Source organism: Xanthomonas sp. SHU 166, from assembly GCF_000364685.1.
Lineage (GTDB): Bacteria > Pseudomonadota > Gammaproteobacteria > Xanthomonadales > Xanthomonadaceae > Xanthomonas_A > Xanthomonas_A sontii.
This window is the reverse complement of the sequence record NZ_AQOJ01000093.1, coordinates 1-19,036: the sequence shown is the minus strand read 5'-3', so window position 1 is coordinate 19,036 and position 19,036 is coordinate 1. Positions and strand designations below refer to the sequence as shown.

Sequence of the window (19,036 nt, the reverse complement as noted above, 5' to 3'; positions counted from 1 at the left end):
GGACACAGGGAAGCAAGCCAACGAACACAACGTCACGCTGACGACTCCGAGGGCCGTCCATCCCGCGCAGGTTCCTGCAATCCATGCTTGCGTGCGTATTCGAGCACCAGCACCTCCACCATCGAAGCCACGGAGCGGTGTTCACGTTCCGCTGCGGCACGCAACAGTTGCTTGACGTTTGGCGACGTCCGAATGGAGAGCGTTTCAACCTTCAGGCGCGTCATTGCAAGGCCTTGAGATAAGTCATATTTACTTGCAAATGTACTGCGCTTTGCAGGGCACGAAAAGCACATGTGTTAAGCGCATGTGGATCGACGGTTTGGCAACTTCTGTTACGAAAAGGCAAGGGCAATAAGCCGAAGGGAATGGCGCCAAGGGTCAACGGCCCTATCCAGAAAAGGAAAAGGTTGCCTCGGCCCCGGGCGGACTCACACCACCAGATTTGCCGACGGCGCCAGCCTGTCGATGTAGTCCGACCACGCCTGCAGCATCTCCCGCCGCTGCTCGGCGTACTAGGCCCGGTTGTAGACACCGCGCACGCCGCCGATGGTGTGGTTCAGCGCTTTTTCCACCACATCCGAAGGCCAGCCCTGTTCGTGCAGCAATGTCGATGCCGTGCGCCGCAGGTCGTGGATGGTGAAGGCGGGAATCTCCTGCCCCTGCAATGACACCTTCAGCGCCTGGTTCAGCGCATTGTTGGCGAAGGGCTTGGCCAGGGCGCCACGCCCTGGCAACACCCAGTCGCTGCTGCTGGCGAGCGGCTTGAGTTCCTTGAACAGCGTTTGCGCCTGGGTGGACAGGTAGACGATGTGAGGCTTGCCGGTCTTGGAGTTCTCGACCGGGATGTGCCATTCGCCTTTGTCCACATGCACGTCTTTCCACTGAGCCAGCATCAGTTCCGACTTGCGCACCAGGGTCATCAGAATCAGTTGGAAGGCGATCTTGAACTGGCGGCGGATGTTAGAGGTTTGCATGGCACGCAGGAACTGCCGGATTTCGTCCGGCGTCAGCGCCCTGTCGCGGGCGGCGGCGCGGTAGACGTGCCGCGTTGGCAGGGCCATGACCGGGTTGGCCGGATCAGGCCGCAGGTCAGCGCGTAGTCAAACATGCGCTTGAGCAGGCCGCGCACCTGGCCGGCGGCGGCATCGAAGCCTTGTTCCTTCTTGCGCCAGATGACGCTGCGCACGTCCTCGGCGGTAATGTCCCGGACCGGCTTGCTACCGATGTGCGGCAGGATGTCCTTCTCCAAGTAGCGCTGGGGCATGGTCACGTCCTTGCGGTCGCGTGACTGAATGTCCTTGAAGAAGCGTTCCGCGAACTCGGCCACGGTGGCGTCTTCTGCGCCGGCTACTTTTCCTGCTGCTTCTTCTTTGCTGGCGACTCTCCCATCGCTACCTGATGGGCCGCCTCGTACCGCTTCAGGCGGGCGTTCTTCAGGGTAAGCGCTGGGTACCTGCCCAGCGTTAGCTTCTCTCGCTTGCCGTCCAGCCGATAGCGATAACGCCAGACGATGCTGCCACTCGGCAGCACTTCGACGTACAGCCCGCGATCGTCGCTGACGATGTACGAGGCATCCTTCGGCTTGAGCGCTTTGAGCGTGGTATCTGTGAGAGACATGGACCCTCCTTTGGGTCCATGAAAGTCAATAGTCGGGCTATTCGATGAACTTGGACCCGTACATGGACCCGAATAGCGATGGCTTTGACTGTATCACCGAATCACTCAACAGACAAAAGTCCCTTTATTTATGCGGCTTACAGCCACATCAGCAGACTTCAATAGACGTCCTTGGACTTCACCTCATTTCCCGATGCAGAAGCTGGAGAAGACCCTCCCGAGTAGGTCGTCGGCGCTGAGCGCGCCGACGATCTCGCCGAGCGCGGCATGGGCCAGGCGCAGCTCTTCGGCGGCCAGTTCCAGGCGTTCGTACTGCAGTTCGACCGCGGCCGCGTCGGCATGCGTCGCGGCGCGCTGCAGCGCGTCGACGTGGCGGGCGCGCGCGGAAAACTCGCCGTCGCTGCCCTCGCCAGCCGCGGCGCCGGCGATCGCGCGCAACTGCGCGTGCAACTGCTCCAGGCCGCTGCCGGTGGCGGCGGACACATAGACGCGCTCGGCGCTGGCCGCGGGCACGGCAGCGAGCAGGTCGCTCTTGTTGTGGATCCACAGGCGCTGCGGCACATCGGCGATGGCATCGGCGATCGCGGCATGGCCGGCCTCGGCCTCGCGCGCATCGAGCACGATCAGCGCCAGGTCGGCGCGCTGCAGTTCCTGGCGCGCGCGGCGCATGCCCTCGCGCTCGATCGCATCGCCGCCCTCGCGCAGGCCAGCGGTGTCGACCAGGGTCAGTTCCACGCCGTCCAGGCGCACGGTCTCGTGCAAGGTGTCGCGCGTGGTGCCGGCGATGTCGGTGACGATGGCGCGGTCGCTGCCGGCCAGTGCGTTGAGCAGGGAGCTCTTGCCGGCGTTGGGCGGGCCGACCAGCACCGCGTGCAGGCCATCGCGCAGGCGCCGGCCGCGTTCGGCGTCGGCACGCAACTGCGCCAGGTCGGTGCGCGCCTGCGCCAGGCCGGCGCGCACCTGCTCGCCACCCAGCGTGTCCAGCGCCTCGTCGGCGAAATCGATCGCCGCTTCGATGTGGATGCGCAGGCGGATCAGCTGCTCGGCCAGGTCGTCGACGCGACGCGAGAACACCCCGTCCAGCGAGCGCCGTGCCGCGCGTGCCGCACGCAGGTCGCCGGCGGCGATCAGGTCGGCGATCGCCTCGGCCTGGGCCAGGTCGAGCTTGCGGTTGAGGAAGGCGCGCTCGCTGAACTCGCCCGGACGCGCCGGACGCGCGCCGAGTTCGCAGCAGCGCGCCACCAGGTGCCGCAGCAACACCGGGCTGCCATGCGCCTGCAGTTCCAGCACGTCCTCGCCGGTGAAACTGCGCGGCGCCGGAAACCACAGCGCGATGCCGTCGTCCACGATCTCGCCGTGCGCGTCGCGAAAGCGCGCGTAGCGCGCGCTGCGCGGCACCAGCGCGCCCAGGCCCAGCCCCTCGGCGATGGCCGCCGCCGCCGGACCGGACACACGGACCACGCCGACGCCGCCCGCGCCGGGAGCGGTGGCGATGGCGGCGATGGTCTCGGTGGCGGAAGACGGCATGGCGAAGGCGATAGGTTCGGCGGCGCGGTGGATCACAGCGTCTGCAGCTGGCCGCGGACGTAGGCGGCCGACGCCCCGTTGGGTTGCAGCTCCAGGTAGGTCTGGAAAGCACGCTTGGCCTTGGCCGCATCGCCGAGCTGGCGGTAGGCGTCGCCCAGGTTGACGTAGGCCACCGCGCGCGAGGGATCGATCTTCAGCGTGTTCTCCAACCAGCGCACGGCCTGCGCGTACTTGCCCTGACGATAGTAGATGAAGCCCAGGTTGTTGGCCGCCAGCGCGAAGTCCGGGCGCAGCTTCAGCGCCTCGGTGAACTGCGCCTCGGCCTCGTCGTAGCGCTTCTCCTTGTACAACTGCAGGCCGCGGTCGTTGGCGCGCTGCGCACGCTGCCGGTCGGACACCGGACCGGCCGCGGCCGGCACCGCCAGCGGCCGCTCGCCGCCCTGCAGATCCTTGACCACCACCGCCGGCTTGGACGCAGCGGGCGGTGCGTCGGCGCTGCTGGCGCCGGCGTTCGGGGTCGCGGTCGACGCGGGCGCGGCCGCATCGACGCGGTCGTTCATTGCGATCGCCGCCGAGGACAGCTGCTGGGTGCTGGCGGTGAGGAATTCCTCGCCCTCCGGTACCTGCAGCACGAACTCGCCGCCCTGCGAACCGGGCAGGCTGCCGAACGCGGGCGTCTGCTGCGAGATGCTCGACACTGCCGGCGCCACGTAGGCAGCCAGCTCGGTGCCGGTGATCAGACCATCGCCATTGAGGTCGGCCTTGCCCGACAGCGCCTGCAACAGCACCCAGGTGAACACCGAATGGCCATTGGGGCCGCTGTCGGCGACCTGCTGGTCGGCGCCGCCGGCGGTGAGCATCTGCCGGGCGATGCGCCGCGCGTTCTCGCGCAGGTAGGCGCTGGTACCGCCGCCGCGGGTCAGACCCAGGCCGCTGTAGCACGCGTCCATCACGAACAGCACGTGCTTGGCTTCCAGGCTTTCGGCGATGTCCTGGATCTCGGTCATCGGAATCGCGTCGGTGGCGAACTGCGCCGGATCCGAATCGGCGGGCACGATGTAGCCAAGGTCGCGGCCGGAGGCCAGCTTGCGGGTCGCGCCATGGCCGGCGAAGAACACGAACACGCGGTCGTTCTTGCCGACGCCGCCGTGTGCGAGGCGATCGTGGAAAGCGGCCAGGATATTGTTGCGGGTCGCCTCCTGGTTCTTCAGCACGATCACCTGCGACGACGGGAAGCCGAAGCTGCCGGTCAGCGTCTGCGCGATGGCCTGCGCATCGTTGGCCGCGTACTGCAGCTTGGGCCAGTGCGCGTAGTCGTCGATGCCGATGACGATGGCCCACGACTTGTCGTAGCCGCTGGTCACCGCCGGTGCGGCGGCATTGCTGGCCGCGCGCGCCACGCTGAAGTCGCGCCCGTTCCAGGCGGCGAACTGATAGCCGTCGGCGCTGAGCCGGTCCAGGATCTGCGGCAGCGCCTTGACCGTGCGTTCGTGGATGTCGTGGAACAGCAGGATGCCGCGCTGCTCGCGGCCGACCTGCTCGAGCACGCGCTGCACGATCGACTCCGGCACCGGGTCGGCCCAGTCCAGCGAATCCACGTTCCACATCACCGACTTCAGGCCGGCCTCGCGCAGGATCTGCATGCCCTCGGCGTTGCGCGCACCGTAGGGAAAGCGGAACAGCGGCGCACGCTTGGCATCGACCGCGCGCAGCATGCGGTCGGTGTCGAGGATCTGGCTGCGCAGCGCGGCGCCGGTTTCCTTGGACAGTTGCGCATGGGTCAGGCTGTGGTTGCCGACGGTGTAGCCCTGCTCCATCAGGCTGCGGCTGACGCTGGCCAGCGGCGACAGGTCGACCTTGCCATCCGGCCCCAGCTTGCCCAGGTTGCGGCCGACTTCGAAGAACGTGGCCGGCACGTCGTAGCGCTTGAGGATGGCGACGATCTCGTCGGTGTACTCGCGATGCGGGCCGTCGTCGAAACTCAGCACCACGGTCTTCGGCGGCAGGTCGCGACCGAACACCTCGCGGTCGCTGTCCTTCATCGACATCGGGTACGGGGTGATCACGCCGTAGTCGCGCAGGATCGCTTCGCGCGTGTACAGCGTGCCCAGGTGGGCGACGTAGTCCTCCCACTTCTCGCGCTTCTGCACGATCGCCCGGGTGCGATCGAAGCGGCTGAAGATCGCGGTGATCTCGCGGTTGTAGGTGCGTTCGATCTCGTCGAGCGCTTCCAGGTCTTCGCCGATGCGCTGGTGCAGCTTGATCGCCGGCAGCGAGGAATCCTTGCCGATGCGCACCTGCCAGTCGGCGAGAATCTCGCGGAATGCCAAGCGGTCGGCGTCGTACAGGTCCGGCGCCGATTCGACGTAGTCCAGCAGGCTGCCGACCGCGGCGAAGCGCTGCGGGTCGGGCAGCGCCAGCAGCGCATCGAATTGCTTGGCCAGCGTCTCGCGGCGCTCCAGGCCCTCGTGGAACAGCTGCTGGCCGACGCTGCTGGAGGTCTGTCGGTCGGCCTGCGACTGCTTGGCCTCGTCGGCCAGCAACACGATGATCTTGCGCTGCGCCGCCAGCTGCGCCTGCAGGCCTTGCAGCAGCGTCGTCGCCTGGGCCTGCAATGCGGCAGAGCCTGGAATGGCGATCGCCGGCGCCGATGTCGCGGGCTTGGACGGCGTCGCCGCGCTGTCGGCAGGCGTCCGCTGGCACGCGGCCAGGACCAAGGCGAGCAGGCCGATCACGGCCACGGACGGCGACAAAGGACGATGGCGCTTGCGCATGACCACGGACTCGCGAGCAAGGCGCTACGGGAACAGCGCAGACGCCGGCGCCTTCCCCGGCCGCATGCGCAACGCCCGCCGGAGGGCGGGCGTTGTCGGGTTTACTTCTTGGCCTTGGCCGGCGGCTTGCCGCTGCCGCCACCACCGGCAGTGGCCGGTTCGCCGTGGCGCTTGGTCATCCACCATTGCTGCAACAGGCCCAGCGAACCGTTGGTGACCCAGTACAGCACCAGACCGGACGGCACGAAGGCCATCATCACGCCGAACACCAGCGGCATGAACTGCATCATCTTGGCCTGCACCGGATCCATGCCCGGCGACGGCGTCAGCTTCTGCGTCAGCCACATCACCGCCACGTTGATCACCGGCAGGATGAAATAGGGATCGCGCGCGGTCAGGTCCTGGATCCAGGCGAACCACGGCGCCTGGCGCAGTTCCACCGACTCCACCAGCACCCAGTACAGGGCGAAGAAGATCGGCATCTGGATCAGCACCGGCAGGCAGCCGCCCATCGGGTTGATCTTCTCCTTCTTGTACAGCTCCATCATCGCCGTCTGGAACTTCTGCTTGTCGTCGCCGTAGCGCTCCTTGAGCTGCTGGATGCGCGGCTGGAACTTGCGCATCTTGGCCATGCTCTTGTACTGCGCGGCCGACAGCGGATACAGCATCAGCTTCAGCAGCACCACCAGGCCGACGATCGACCAGCCCCAGTTGCCGAGCAGGCTGTGCAGGTGGCTGAGGATCCAGAACAGGCCCTGGCCGAGCAGCGCCATCAGCGAGAAGCGGCTGTAGTCGACCACGCGGTCGAGGCCGCGCACGTTCTCCTTGGCGATCTGGCTGACCAGCTTCGGGCCGACCCACAGCCGCGCCTCGGTGCTGGCGCTGGCGCCCGGCGCCACGGTGAAGCCCGGGCCGCGCGCTTCGATCACATGCCGCGGACCGTCGTTGGACAGCACGTACAGCGCCTGCTGGTCGGCCTGCGGAATCCAGCCGGTGAAGAAGTGGTGCTGCAGCAGCGCGATCCAGCCGCCGGAGATGGTCTGGTTGAGCGGGCCGTCTTCCAGGTAGTCCTTGAACGCGCGACGCTGGTAGCCGTCGGCCGGGCTGAACCAGGTGGCGCCGTTGAAGCTGAAGGAATCCGGGTTGGTCATGCCGCGGCTGACGATGGTCGGCACCCGGCTCAGCTTGCGGAACACGTAGCCCTGCCACGGCTTGCTGCCGTGGTTGACGACCTCATCGCGCACCTGCACGGCGTAGTGGCCGCGCTGCAGGGTGTAGATGCGACGGATGGTGACGCCGTCCGGACCGTTCCAGACGAACGGCACCTGCAGGCTGTCCTGGCCCTTGGCCAGCACGTAGTCCTGGCCCGGATGCTCGGGGCGGAAGCCGCCCGGGCCCGGCGACGGCGAATTGCGCTCGCCGACCCAGCCGCTGGTGGCGGTGTACGGATGCGCCGCATCCTCGGTCAGCAGCTGCACCGGCGGGCTGCCCGGCTGCTTGGTCTGCGGGAACAGCAACAGGTCGGCGTCGAACACGCTGCGGCCGTCCAGGGTCAGGCGCAGCACGTCGGTGGTGACGGTGACCCGCGGCGCGGCGCTGGCCGCGGCGGTCTCGGGCGTGGTGCTGGCCGGCGCGGTGCCGGGCACCGTGGCCTGCGGAACGGCCGGGGCATGCGTGGCGCCGGCATCGGCGTCCTGCGCCGGCGGCACCGTGGTCGCTGCCGCGACCGTCGCCGCGGTGGCGTTCGGCGCGTGTTCCTTGTTCCACTCCATCCACAACAGCGCCGCGACCATCAGCCAGGCGAAAATCAGGAAAAGGCGGGTCTGGTTCATCGGACAGGCAAGCTCGGCTCAGCCAGAAGCAGGTTCTGACGTGGATGTGGGGGAAGAAGGACGATCGGGCGGCGGCATTGTGCCGTCCGCGGCCGGGGCCGGCAATGCGCCGGCGCGACGCAGCAGGCGCAGATAGGCCTGGCGCAGCTGCTCGCCGCTGGCCTGGGCGGCGGCGCTGCGCGCCACCACCACGTAGTCGCCGGGCTTCAGCCACGGCAACAACTGCCGCGTGGCCTCGCGCAGCACGCGCTTGATGCGATTGCGCACGACCGCGCGCTTGTCGACCTTGCGCGACACCGCCAGACCCAGCCGCGCCGGGTGCGGCGCACTGCGCCAGTGCAGGCTCATCAGCGGCTCGGAACAGCGGCGCGCGGCATCGAACACGACGCGGTATTCCGCAGACGTGCGAACCCGCGCAGAGCGAGGAAATCGCCTACGCGGGTCGGGATGATTCACGGTCCGGATTGCAGGCGCCGCCTGGGGCGGCGAAGCAATCAAGCGCTCAGGCGCTTGCGGCCCTTGGCGCGGCGACGGGCCAGGATCTTGCGGCCGTCGGCGGTGGCCATACGGGCACGGAAGCCGTGGTCGCGCTTGCGCTTGAGGTTGCTGGGCTGGAAGGTGCGCTTGGTGGCCATCGGGGCGCTCTGATCTGAATGGGGCGGAAAGAACCGGAAATTCTATAGGACCCCTTACGCCGCGGTCAACTCCCTGTGACGACCGGAACGGAGCACGGCCGCGCCCGGCCTGTGGATGGATCTGTGAATAGCCGTGGGAAAACCATTCCCGACCCTGCGCGCCGGTGGTAGTCTGATCCATCCGCTTTCCTCTCCCACCGGCCGAATGCGCCGCGCCCGAGCGCGCCCTTCATGCCCGGTCTATCGACGAATTAAGATCTGATGGATGCTTGGCCCCGTTGCCTGGAACGTCTGGAAGCCGAATTTCCAGCCGAGGACGTTCACACTTGGTTGAAACCGCTGCAAGCCGAACAGCGCCATGACAACAGCATGGTGCTGTACGCCCCGAACGCCTTCATCGTCGAGCAGGTGCGCGAGCGCTACCTGCCGCGCATCCGCGAACTGCTGACCTACTTCGCCGGCAGCGGCGAGGTGCTGCTGCAGGTCGGTTCGCGCCCGCGTGCGCCGGAACCGGCCGCCGCCCCGCCCAGCGAGACCGCGGCCGCACGCACGCCGGCGCCGCCGTTGCTGGAGCCGTTCGCCGGCAACCTCGATTCGCACTACACCTTCGCCAACTTCGTCGAAGGCCGCAGCAACCAGCTCGGCCTGGCCGCGGCGGTGCAGGCCGCGCAGAAGCCCGGCGACCGCGCGCACAACCCGCTGCTGCTGTACGGCGGCACCGGCCTGGGCAAGACCCATCTGATGTTCGCCGCCGGCAACGCCATGCGCGAGCAGAATCCGAACGCGCGGGTGATGTACCTGCGCTCGGAACAGTTCTTCAGCGCGATGATCCGCGCGCTGCAGGACAAGACCATGGACCAGTTCAAGCGCCAGTTCCAGCAGGTGGACGCGCTGCTGATCGACGATATCCAGTTCTTCGCCGGCAAGGACCGCACCCAGGAAGAGTTCTTCCACACCTTCAACGCGCTGTTCGACGGCCGCCAGCAGATCATCCTGACCTGCGACCGCTACCCGCGCGAGGTCGAGGGCCTGGAGCCGCGGCTGAAGTCGCGCCTGGCCTGGGGCCTGTCGGTGGCGATCGATCCACCCGATTTCGAGACCCGCGCGGCGATCGTGCTGGCCAAGGCGCGCGAGCGCGGCGCGGAGATCCCCGACGACGTGGCGTTCCTGATCGCCAAGAAGATGCGCTCGAACGTGCGCGACCTGGAAGGCGCGCTCAACACGCTGGCGGCGCGCGCCAACTTCACCGGCCGCGCGATCACCACCGAGTTCGCCCAGGAAACCCTGCGCGACCTGCTCCGTGCGCAGCAGCAGGCGATCGGCATCCCCAACATCCAGAAGACCGTGGCCGACTACTACGGCCTGCAGATCAAGGATCTGCTGTCCAAGCGGCGCACGCGCTCGCTGGCGCGGCCGCGGCAGGTGGCGATGGCGCTGACCAAGGAACTGACCGAACACAGCCTGCCGGAGATCGGCGATGCGTTCGCCGGGCGCGACCACACCACCGTGTTGCACGCCTGCCGGCAGATCAAGCACCTGATGGAAACCGACGGCAAGCTCCGCGAAGACTGGGACAAGCTGATCCGCAAGCTCAGCGAGTAGTGCGGCGGCCCGGGTGGCCGACGCCGGATAAATCGGTGCATGACTTCGCGACAAATCCGGGAGAAACTGTGGATAAAGCGCGACGCGGCGGCGACGGCAAAACTATCCACAGGTTTCCCCACCAGTTCCGGGACAGTAGTACACGGGATTGATGGCGCTAAAAATCTTTTGTTTTCAGTGGTTTGAGCTACATTTGCACCGAATTTCGCTCTACCATCACCACCAAGCTTTTGATTTATTCCACATCTTTTAAAGCATAGGGGCACGGAACCACATGCGTTTCACACTGCAGCGCGAAGCCTTCCTCAAGCCATTGGCGCAAGTCGTCAATGTGGTCGAACGCCGCCAGACCTTGCCGGTTCTGGCCAACTTCCTGGTGCAGGTGCAGGGTGGCCAGCTGTCGCTGACCGGTACCGATCTGGAAGTGGAAATGGTCTCGCGCATTGCGGTCGACGATGCCCAGGACGGCGAAACCACGATCCCGGCGCGCAAGCTATTCGAGATCGTGCGTGCCCTGCCCGACGGCAGCAAGGTCACCGTCTCGCAGTCCGGCGACAAGATCACCGTGCAGGCCGGGCGTAGCCGCTTCACCCTGGCCACGCTGCCCGCCAACGACTTCCCGTCGGTCGACGAAGTGGAAGCCACCGAGCGCGTGGTGGTGCCGGAAGCCGCGCTGAAGGAACTGATCGAGCGCACCGCGTTCGCGATGGCGCAGCAGGACGTGCGCTACTACCTCAACGGCCTGCTGTTCGACCTGCGCGACCAGACCCTGCGCTGCGTGGCCACCGACGGCCATCGCCTGGCGCTGTGCGAGACCGAGCTGGAGAACGCCGGCGGCGCCAAGCGCCAGATCATCGTGCCGCGCAAGGGCGTGACCGAGCTGCAGCGCCTGCTGGAAGGCGGCGAGCGCGAAGTCGAGCTGGAAGTCGGTCGTGCGCACGTGCGGGTCAAGCGCGACGATGTCACCTTCACCTCCAAGCTGATCGACGGCCGCTTCCCAGATTACGAAGCGGTGATCCCGATCGGTGCGGACCGCGAGGTCAAGCTGGATCGCGAGATCCTGCGCGCAGCGCTGCAGCGTGCGGCGATCCTGTCCAACGAGAAGTACCGCGGCGTGCGTGTGGAAGTCTCGCCGGGCCAGCTGAAGATCAGCGCGCATAACCCGGAACAGGAAGAAGCGCAGGAAGAAGTGGAAGCGGACACCAAGGTCAGCGACCTGGCGATCGGCTTCAACGTGAACTACCTGCTCGACGCGCTGTCCGCGCTGCGCGAGGAGTTCGTGGTGATCCAGCTGCGCGACGCCAACTCGTCGGCGCTGGTCCGGGAAGCCAGCAGCGCCCGCTCGCGTCACGTGGTGATGCCGCTGCGTCTCTGACGGTTCCCGTTCGTGTTCCACGTGGAACACGTGCGAAAGCGACCCGGCCTTCGTGCCGGGTTTTCTTTTTGTTGGGCTCCAAGATCAACGCTCCCGCACTGAGAGGGATCCGTTGCCACGGGAGGCCCGCGCAGCTTGCACCCTTGCATTACCCGGCCAAGACGCATCGGCCGTGACTGTGTCTGCAAAGAGACGGGCTCCGGCACCTCGGCGGGATCACACCATTATCGAAGCGCCAGGAGGCCGTGCGGCAAGACAACGTGCCTGTGATCGCCTGGCCGACCCTCTTACCCACGCCTCCACCGTCCCGCGGGAGTCCGTCCTCCCAATCATGCAGAGGTTGCTGGCAGGCAGCGCTGCCAGTTTCCCGAGCGCGGCCGTCCTGACAGCGCCCATCAGCCGTTTTGGGTATGCTGCCGCCCTACCCCAAGCCCCGATCTGCGTGCGCCCGGTGCGAGCGCCTTCGCCTCTATCCCCGCATGCACGTCTCCCGCCTCGACTTCCACCACCTGCGCCGGTTCGCGGCGCTCGAGCTGGCGCCCGCGCCTGGATTGAACCTGATCACCGGCGACAACGGCGCCGGCAAGACCACGGTGCTCGAGGCGATGCACCTGATGGCGTATGGCCGCAGCTTCCGTGGTCGCGTGCGCGATGGGCTGGTCAGCCAGGGCCAGGACGCGCTGGACGTGTTCGTCGAATGGCAGGAGCAGTCGGCTGAAGCCGGCGCGACACGTCGACGCCGCGCCGGACTGCGCCACAGCGGCCAGGAATGGCGTGGCCGCCTCGATGGCCAGGACGTCGCGCATCTCGGCACCTTGTGTGCGGCGCTGGCGGTGGTGACCTTCGAGCCGGGCAGCCACCTGCTGGTCAGCGGCGGCGGCGAGCCCCGCCGCCGCTTCGTCGACTGGGGTTTGTTCCACGTGGAACCTGACTTCCTGTCCCTGTGGCGACGCTATGCTCGCGCGCTCAAGCAGCGCAATGCCCTGCTCAAGAGCGGTGGCAGCGGCGCGGCGCTGGATGCCTGGGATCACGAGCTCGCCGAGTCTGGTGAGCCGTTGACCTCTCGCCGCCAGGACTACCTGGACAGGTTGCTCCAGCGCCTGCTCGCCCTCGCCCCGGATCTGGCGCCAGCGCTGGGTATCTCACATCTGCAGTTCGCGCCCGGCTGGCGCCGCCAGGAGGTGTCGCTGGCCGACGCGCTACTGCTCAACCGCGAACGCGACCGTCAGCTCGGCTATACCTCTGCCGGTCCGCACCGGGCCGACTGGAGCCTCAGCTTTGCCGAGATTCCCAGCCGTGATGCGCTCTCCCGCGGCCAGGCCAAGCTCACCGCCCTGGCCTGCCTGCTGGCGCAGGCCGAGGACTACGCCGAGCAGCGCGGCGAATGGCCGGTGATCGCCTTGGACGATCTGGGCTCGGAGCTGGACCGCCACCACCAGGCTCGGGTGCTGGAGCGCCTGCGTGGCGGGCCGGCGCAGGTCTTCGTCACTGCCACCGAGACCCCGCAGGCGCTGGCCGACGTCAGCCTGCCGATCGCCCGGTTCCACGTGGAACATGGCCAGATCCTGGCCGTTTCCTAGGCCGCCGCGGGTCCGGCGGCCCGGGCTGCTATAATTTCCGCCAATCCCCTATCCAGCGGCGCGAACCGGCCCCGGCCTGTCTTCGCCGCCTCGTGGAGCCTACGGCACCCGCATGACCGACGAACAGAACACCCCGCCCAGCAACGGCAACTACGACGCCAACAGCATCACCGCCCTGGAAGGCCTGGAGGCGGTCCGCAAGCGGCCCGGCATGTACATCGGCGACGTCCATGACGGCACCGGTCTGCATCACATGGTGTTCGAGGTCGTCGACAACTCCATCGACGAAGCCCTGGCCGGGCATGCCGACCACGTCGCGGTGACGATCCACGCCGATGGTTCGGTCTCGGTGTCGGACAACGGCCGCGGCATCCCGGTCGGCAAGCACGCGCAGATGAGCGCCAAGCTCGGCCGCGAGGTCTCCGCCGCCGAAGTGGTGATGACCGTCCTGCACGCCGGCGGCAAGTTCGACGACAACAGCTACAAGGTGTCCGGCGGCCTGCACGGCGTGGGCGTCAGCGTGGTCAACGCGCTGTCGGAGAAGCTGCTGCTGGACGTGTTCCAGGGCGGCTCGCACTACCAGCAGGAATTCAGCAATGGCGCGGCCGTCGCGCCGCTGGTCAAGCTCGGCGAGACCACCCAGCGCGGTACCACCGTGCGCTTCTGGCCGTCGGTGGTGGCCTTCCACAACAACGTGGAGTTCCACTACGACATCCTGGCCCGGCGCCTGCGCGAGCTGTCCTTCCTCAATTCCGGGGTCAAGATCGTGCTCGCCGACGAGCGCGGCGAGGGGCGCCGCGACGACTTCCACTACGAAGGCGGCATCCGCAGCTTCGTCGAGCACCTCGCGCAGCTGAAGACCCCGCTGCACCCGAATGTGATCTCTGTCACCGGCGAGCACAACGGCATCACCGTGGACGTGGCGCTGCAGTGGACCGACTCCTACCAGGAGACGATGTACTGCTTCACCAACAACATCCCGCAGAAGGACGGCGGCACCCACCTGGCCGGCTTCCGCGGCGCGCTGACCCGCGTGCTCAATACCTACATCGAGCAGAACGGCATCGCCAAGCAGGCCAAGATCAATCTGACCGGCGACGACATGCGCGAAGGCATGATCGCGGTGCTGTCGGTGAAGGTGCCGGACCCGAGCTTCTCCAGCCAGACCAAGGAGAAGCTGGTCAGCTCCGACGTGCGCCCGGCGGTGGAGAACGCCTTCGGCGCGCGCCTGGAGGAGTTCCTGCAGGAGAACCCCAACGAGGCCAAGGCCATCGCCGGCAAGATCGTCGATGCCGCCCGCGCCCGCGAGGCCGCGCGCAAGGCAAGAGACCTGACCCGTCGCAAGGGTGCGCTGGACATCGCCGGCCTGCCCGGCAAGCTGGCCGACTGCCAGGAAAAGGATCCGGCGCTGTCGGAGCTGTTCATCGTCGAGGGCGACTCGGCAGGTGGCTCGGCCAAGCAGGGCCGCAACCGCAAGAACCAGGCGGTGCTGCCGTTGCGCGGCAAGATCCTCAACGTCGAGCGCGCGCGCTTCGACCGCATGCTGTCCTCCGACCAGGTCGGCACGCTGATCACCGCGCTGGGCACCGGCATCGGCCGCGACGAGTACAACCCGGACAAGCTGCGCTACCACCGCATCATCATCATGACCGACGCCGACGTCGACGGCGCGCACATCCGCACCCTGCTGCTGACCTTCTTCTACCGGCAGATGCCGGAGCTGATCGAGCGCGGCTACGTCTACATCGGCCTGCCGCCGCTGTATCGGCTCAAGCAGGGCAAGCAGGAGCTGTACCTGAAGGACGACAACGCGCTCAACGCCTACCTGGCCAGCAGCGCGGTCGAAGGCGCGGCGCTGGTTCCGGCTACCAATGTGCCGCCGATCACCGGGGTAGCGCTGGAGAAGCTGCTGCTGCTGTTCGCCAGCGCCAACGAGGCGGTGGCGCGCAATGCGCACCGCTACGACCCGGCGCTGCTGAGCGCGCTGATCGACCTGCCGCCGCTGGACGTGGCCCAGCTCGAGAGCGAGGGCGAGACGCATCCGAGCCTGGACGCGCTGCAGGCGGTGCTCAACCGCGGCAGCCTGGGCTCGGCGCGCTACAGCCTGCGTTTCCAGGCGTCCAACGCGCAGCGCCCGGCGACCCTGCTGGTGGAGCGCCGGCACATGGGCGAGGAGACCACTTATGTGGTGCCGATGGCGGTGTTCGAGAGCGGCGAGCTGCGGCCGCTGCGTGAGATCGCGCGGGAGTTGCATGGGCTGGTGCGCGAGGGCGCGCAGATCGTGCGCGGCAACAAGACCCAGGCCATCACCAGCTTCGCCCAGGCCTACGCCTGGCTGTTCGAGGAGGCCAAGAAGGGCCGCCAGATCCAGCGCTTCAAGGGCCTGGGCGAAATGAACGCCGAGCAGCTGTGGGAGACCACGGTGAACCCGGATACGCGTCGCCTGCTGCAGGTGCGCATCGAGGACGCGGTCGCCGCCGACCAGATCTTCAGCACGCTGATGGGCGACGTGGTCGAACCGCGCCGCGACTTCATCGAAGAAAACGCGCTAAAGGTCGCCAACCTCGACATCTGACCCTGGCGGTCCCCGCCCTGGCGTACGCCGGGGCGGGCGTCCCGCTGTGCCTTCCGCCCGCTTCCGCACAGGATCGCGATGACCGCACCGCCGTTGCCCGCCCCCCCGCTGCCGTTGCCTTTCGCGCCGCCTGCCCGCCCGCGCCGGCCGATCCTCGGTTTCTTCCTCGACGTGCTGCTGGCGGCGGCGGTGCTGCTGGCGGTGAGCGTGCTGAGCGGCCTGGTCTGGGGCGTGATCCGCGGCTTCCAGCTGGCGATGGAGCTGAAGGCGCAGGGCGTGCCTGCCGATCGCCTGGCCGCGTTGGTCGCGCAGCAGGTCGGCCAGCCGGGGGCGCTGGCGCAGTTGCTGATCGCCTTGGTCAGCACCCTGTCTGCGGCGCTGCTGCTGTACTTCCTGCGGCGTCCGGCCAGCGCCGCCGAGCGCCGTGCCTCCTGGCAGGTGGCGCGCACACCCTCGACCTGGGGCTGGGTGCTGCTGGTCGCGGTCGGCGTGTTCGTCGGCAGCGCGGCGATCTCCGCGCTGGCGGCGCAGATCGGCATCAAGCCGGTGCCGACCAACCTGCCGCTGATGCAGGACGCGATGGCGCAGATGCCGCTGTTCCTGTGCGTGTTCGCGATCGTGATCGCCCCGGCCTACGAGGAACTGCTGTTCCGCCGCGTGCTGTTCGGGCGGCTGTGGGACGCAGGCCGGCCGCGGTTGGGCATGCTGCTCAGCGGCGCCGCCTTCGCCCTGGTGCACGAAGTACCGGGGACCACCGGCAACAGCCTGGCCGCCACCGCGCAACTGTGGCTGGTCTACGGCGGCATGGGCGTCGCGTTCGCCTGGCTGTACAAGCGTACCGGCACCTTGTGGGCGTCGATCGCCGCGCATGGCCTCAACAACGCCATCGCGGTCGCCGGACTCTACTGGTTTGGCGCAACCTGAAGGTTTGTTTGACGAAATGTTAAGACGCGGCCCCCCACACTGCGACGCGTGTTAGGAGGGGGGACCGTATGAAGCAAGTGGTACTTGGCGCATCGCTGGCGATGCTGCTGGCAGCGTGTGCGACGACGACATCGCCAACCGGGCGTACCCAGGTCGTGGGCGGCATCTCGCAACAACAACTCGACCAGATGGGCGCGCAGGCGTTCGCCGAAGCCAAGGCCAAGGAACAGCTGGACACCGATCCCAAGCGCAACGCCTACGTGCGCTGCGTGGTCAACACCCTGGTCGCGCAGCTGCCCGAGCAATGGCGCGGCACCGGCTGGGAAACCGCGCTGTTCAACGACAAGGAACCCAACGCGTTCGCCCTGCCCGGCGGCAAGGTCGGGGTCAACAGCGGCATCTTCAGCGTGGCCAAGAACCAGGACCAGCTCGCCGCCGTGCTCGGCCACGAGATCGGCCACGTCATTTCGCGTCATCACGAAGAACGCATTACCCGCCAGCTCGGTGCGCAGGCAGGCCTGAGCGTGATTGGCGCGTTGGCCGGTGCCCGCTACGGTCAGGGTGCGGCCGACACCGTCGGCCAGGTCGGCGGCATGACCGCGCAGACGCTATTCCTGCTGCCCGGTTCGCGCCAGCAGGAAACCGAAGCGGACGTCGTCGGCCAGCGCCTGATGGCGCAGGCCGGATTCGATCCCGCGCAGGCGGTGGATCTGTGGAAGAACATGATGGCCGCCGGCGGCGCACGTCCGCCGCAATGGCTGTCCACCCACCCCGATCCCAGTGCCCGCATCGGCGAGCTGCAGCGCGACGTCGCCGCGCTGGAACCGGTGTATGCGCAGGCGCGCAGCGCCGGCAGGACGCCCAAGTGCGGCTGAGTCGTCCGTCGTCCCTGTGTCCGTCGCCGGCACTGTCACAGAAAACGCATCCAAAAACGTTTTCACGGCGTACAGGTTTCTGATAGGTTTGCTGGCTCGGCCGAGGAATGGCCGCTCCGTCTTCCGTGCCGCTCCGGGCGGTTTCCACCGAGGTGACCCATGAAATTCCGCATTCGCAAGCAAGCGTTGTTGTCCCTGGTGATCGCCGCCGCCCTCGGTGGCGCGGTGGTGACCGATGCCGCTGCGCAGAGCGATCGCACCGACCACCGCTCCTCGCGCAATGCGAAGAGCGAGAAGGCGGCGGTGCTGTTCCCCAATGCCGAGCGCAAGGAGCCGACCGGCAAGCCGTCGTCCAAGCTCGGCAGCAAGCTGCAGAAGCTGATCGACACCTACAACAAGGGCGAGGACTACGCGGCGGTGCGCGCCCAGGCCGATGAGATCCTGGCCAACAGCGGCGCCAACGAGTACGACAAGTCGCTGGCCGCGCAGCTGGCCGCGCAGGCCGCCTACAACCTCGACGACAGCAAGGCCGCGCAGGCGTACCTGAAGCAGGCGATCCAGTTCAACGGCCTGGACAACAACGGCCACTACCAGTCGATGCTGATGCTGGCGCAGCTGCAGCTGCAGGACGAGCAGACCGCCGAAGGCCTGGCCACCCTCGACAAGTTCCTCGCCGAAACCAAGTCGACCCGCCCGGAAGACCTGATCCTCAAGGGCCAGGCGCTGTACCAGGCGCAGCGCTACCAGGAAGCGATCCCGGCGCTGAAGCAGGCGATCGCCGCGTCGCCGGAGCCGAAGGACAGCTGGAATCAGCTGCTGATGGCGTCCTACGCCGAAGCCGGCCAGACCGGTGAAGCGGTCAAGGCCGCCGAGGCGCTGGCCGCCAAGTCGCCCAACGACAAGAAGGCCCAGCTCAACCTGGCCAGCATGTACATGCAGGCCGACCAGATGGACAAGGCCGCGGCGGTGATGGACAAGCTGCGTGCCGCCGGTCAGCTGACCGACGAGAAGGAATACAAGCAGCTGTACTCGATCTACGCCAACACCGATGGTCACGAAAAGGACGTCATCGCGGTCATCAACGAAGGCATGCAGAAGGGCATTCTGAAGCCGGACTACCAGACCTACCTGGCGCTGGCGCAGTCGTACTACTACACCGACCAGCTGCCGCAGGCGATCGAGAACTGGCAGAAGGCGGCGCCGCTATCCAAGGACGGCGAAACCTATCTCAACCTGGCCAAGGTGCTGCATTCGGAAGGCCGCGTTGCCGAGGCCAAGCAGGCGGCGCAGCAGGCTCTGGCCAAGGGCGTCAAAAAGCCGGAAGACGCCAAGAAGATCATCAACCTGAAGTAGCACGCAAAAAAAGCCCCCGAAGACCAGTGCTGAAAGTAGTGCAGGTAACAGGGATTGGTATAAGCTTGGAGGTTCCTGCGGTGTCATTGCCGCGTGAACTTGGGTTCCGCTCCACAGCGGAATCCGCCCCCCTTTAATTGAGTCATTGGCGCATGACGGAACAACTGGTCATCCATCGGCAGTACGACAAAGATGACGCCTCCGGCCTCAGCTGGCCGCGCATCATCGGTATTGCCTTCGTAATCGCGCTGCATCTTGCGGCGCTGATGTTGCTGCTGATTCCGGCCGTTGCGCCCAAGGCGGTGGCGGAGAAGGAACGCAACATCATGGTCACCCTGGTGGACGCACCGCCGCCGCCGCCCCCGCC

The 19,036-nt window shown here is 67.2% G+C and carries 16 protein-coding genes and 1 pseudogene; 8 read left to right on the top strand and 9 right to left on the bottom strand.

All coding sequences use genetic code 11. From position 1 onward, the window contains the following. Positions 1 to 32: 32 nt before the first annotated feature. The 9 genes from D180_RS22790 to rpmH all read right to left on the bottom strand — a co-directional run bounded on the left by D180_RS22790 (position 33) and on the right by rpmH (position 8,385). Positions 33 to 224: a hypothetical protein gene (locus D180_RS22790; protein ID WP_081616389.1), complete on the bottom strand. Its 192-nt coding sequence runs from the start codon at positions 222 to 224 to the stop codon at positions 33 to 35. A 288-nt stretch (positions 225 to 512) separates the two neighbouring features. Continuing rightward, on the bottom strand, positions 513 to 1,061 hold the full coding sequence (locus D180_RS24400) for a site-specific integrase (RefSeq protein WP_232760305.1): 549 nt from the start codon (positions 1,059 to 1,061) through the stop codon (positions 513 to 515). Continuing rightward, positions 1,007 to 1,327 (bottom strand): hypothetical protein, encoded by a 321-nt coding sequence (locus D180_RS24395; protein WP_232760303.1) that lies wholly within the window; start codon positions 1,325 to 1,327, stop codon positions 1,007 to 1,009. Before D180_RS24395 ends, D180_RS24400 begins: the two co-directional genes overlap by 55 nt. Before the next feature lie 20 nt (positions 1,328 to 1,347). Further along, complete coding sequence (locus tag D180_RS24390) at positions 1,348 to 1,617, bottom strand: Arm DNA-binding domain-containing protein (protein WP_232760301.1); 270 nt, start codon at positions 1,615 to 1,617, stop codon at positions 1,348 to 1,350. A 183-nt stretch (positions 1,618 to 1,800) separates the two neighbouring features. Continuing rightward, on the bottom strand, positions 1,801 to 3,144 hold the full coding sequence (mnmE, locus tag D180_RS03905; protein WP_017911754.1) for a tRNA uridine-5-carboxymethylaminomethyl(34) synthesis GTPase MnmE: 1,344 nt from the start codon (positions 3,142 to 3,144) through the stop codon (positions 1,801 to 1,803). Between the two features lie 32 nt (positions 3,145 to 3,176). After that, the gene (locus D180_RS03900) at positions 3,177 to 5,918 is read right to left on the bottom strand and encodes a tetratricopeptide repeat protein (protein WP_017911753.1); all 2,742 of its coding nucleotides are present in this window, start codon (positions 5,916 to 5,918) and stop codon (positions 3,177 to 3,179) included. Positions 5,919 to 6,019: 101 nt separating this feature from the next. Continuing rightward, entirely contained in the window at positions 6,020 to 7,750 is a 1,731-nt protein-coding gene (gene yidC / locus D180_RS03895; protein WP_017911752.1) for a membrane protein insertase YidC, read from the bottom strand. Between the two features lie 18 nt (positions 7,751 to 7,768). Beyond that, positions 7,769 to 8,206, bottom strand: a complete 438-nt coding sequence (gene rnpA / locus D180_RS03890) for a ribonuclease P protein component (protein WP_081616388.1) — start codon at positions 8,204 to 8,206, stop codon at positions 7,769 to 7,771. A gap of 38 nt (positions 8,207 to 8,244) precedes the next feature. Continuing rightward, positions 8,245 to 8,385 carry a 50S ribosomal protein L34 gene (rpmH, locus tag D180_RS03885; protein ID WP_003469983.1) on the bottom strand — a complete coding sequence of 47 codons (141 nt, stop codon included), beginning with the start codon at positions 8,383 to 8,385 and terminating at the stop codon, positions 8,245 to 8,247. Positions 8,386 to 8,646: 261 nt separating this feature from the next. Here rpmH and dnaA point away from each other — a divergent pair, with 261 nt between their 5' ends. The 8 genes and pseudogenes from dnaA to D180_RS03845 all read left to right on the top strand — a co-directional run. Continuing rightward, positions 8,647 to 9,987, top strand: a complete 1,341-nt coding sequence (gene dnaA, locus D180_RS03880; protein WP_026144198.1) for a chromosomal replication initiator protein DnaA — start codon at positions 8,647 to 8,649, stop codon at positions 9,985 to 9,987. 274 nt (positions 9,988 to 10,261) lie between these two features. Then, complete coding sequence (gene dnaN, locus D180_RS03875; RefSeq protein WP_017911750.1) at positions 10,262 to 11,362, top strand: DNA polymerase III subunit beta; 1,101 nt, start codon at positions 10,262 to 10,264, stop codon at positions 11,360 to 11,362. A 479-nt stretch (positions 11,363 to 11,841) separates the two neighbouring features. After that, positions 11,842 to 12,942: a DNA replication/repair protein RecF gene (gene recF / locus D180_RS03870; RefSeq protein WP_017911749.1), complete on the top strand. Its 1,101-nt coding sequence runs from the start codon at positions 11,842 to 11,844 to the stop codon at positions 12,940 to 12,942. A gap of 112 nt (positions 12,943 to 13,054) precedes the next feature. Beyond that, positions 13,055 to 15,517 (top strand): DNA topoisomerase (ATP-hydrolyzing) subunit B, encoded by a 2,463-nt coding sequence (gene gyrB, locus D180_RS03865; RefSeq protein WP_017911748.1) that lies wholly within the window; start codon positions 13,055 to 13,057, stop codon positions 15,515 to 15,517. Between the two features lie 78 nt (positions 15,518 to 15,595). Continuing rightward, positions 15,596 to 16,441 (top strand): type II CAAX endopeptidase family protein, encoded by an 846-nt coding sequence (locus tag D180_RS03860; protein WP_017911747.1) that lies wholly within the window; start codon positions 15,596 to 15,598, stop codon positions 16,439 to 16,441. Between the two features lie 68 nt (positions 16,442 to 16,509). Beyond that, positions 16,510 to 17,316, top strand: a complete 807-nt coding sequence (locus D180_RS03855; protein WP_026143554.1) for a M48 family metallopeptidase — start codon at positions 16,510 to 16,512, stop codon at positions 17,314 to 17,316. A 159-nt stretch (positions 17,317 to 17,475) separates the two neighbouring features. After that, positions 17,476 to 18,669, top strand: coding sequence for a tetratricopeptide repeat protein (locus tag D180_RS03850; RefSeq protein ID WP_017911746.1), 1,194 nt, complete (start codon positions 17,476 to 17,478; stop codon positions 18,667 to 18,669). A gap of 152 nt (positions 18,670 to 18,821) precedes the next feature. Next, positions 18,822 to 19,036: pseudogene (locus D180_RS03845) on the top strand (energy transducer TonB); the annotation flags it as partial.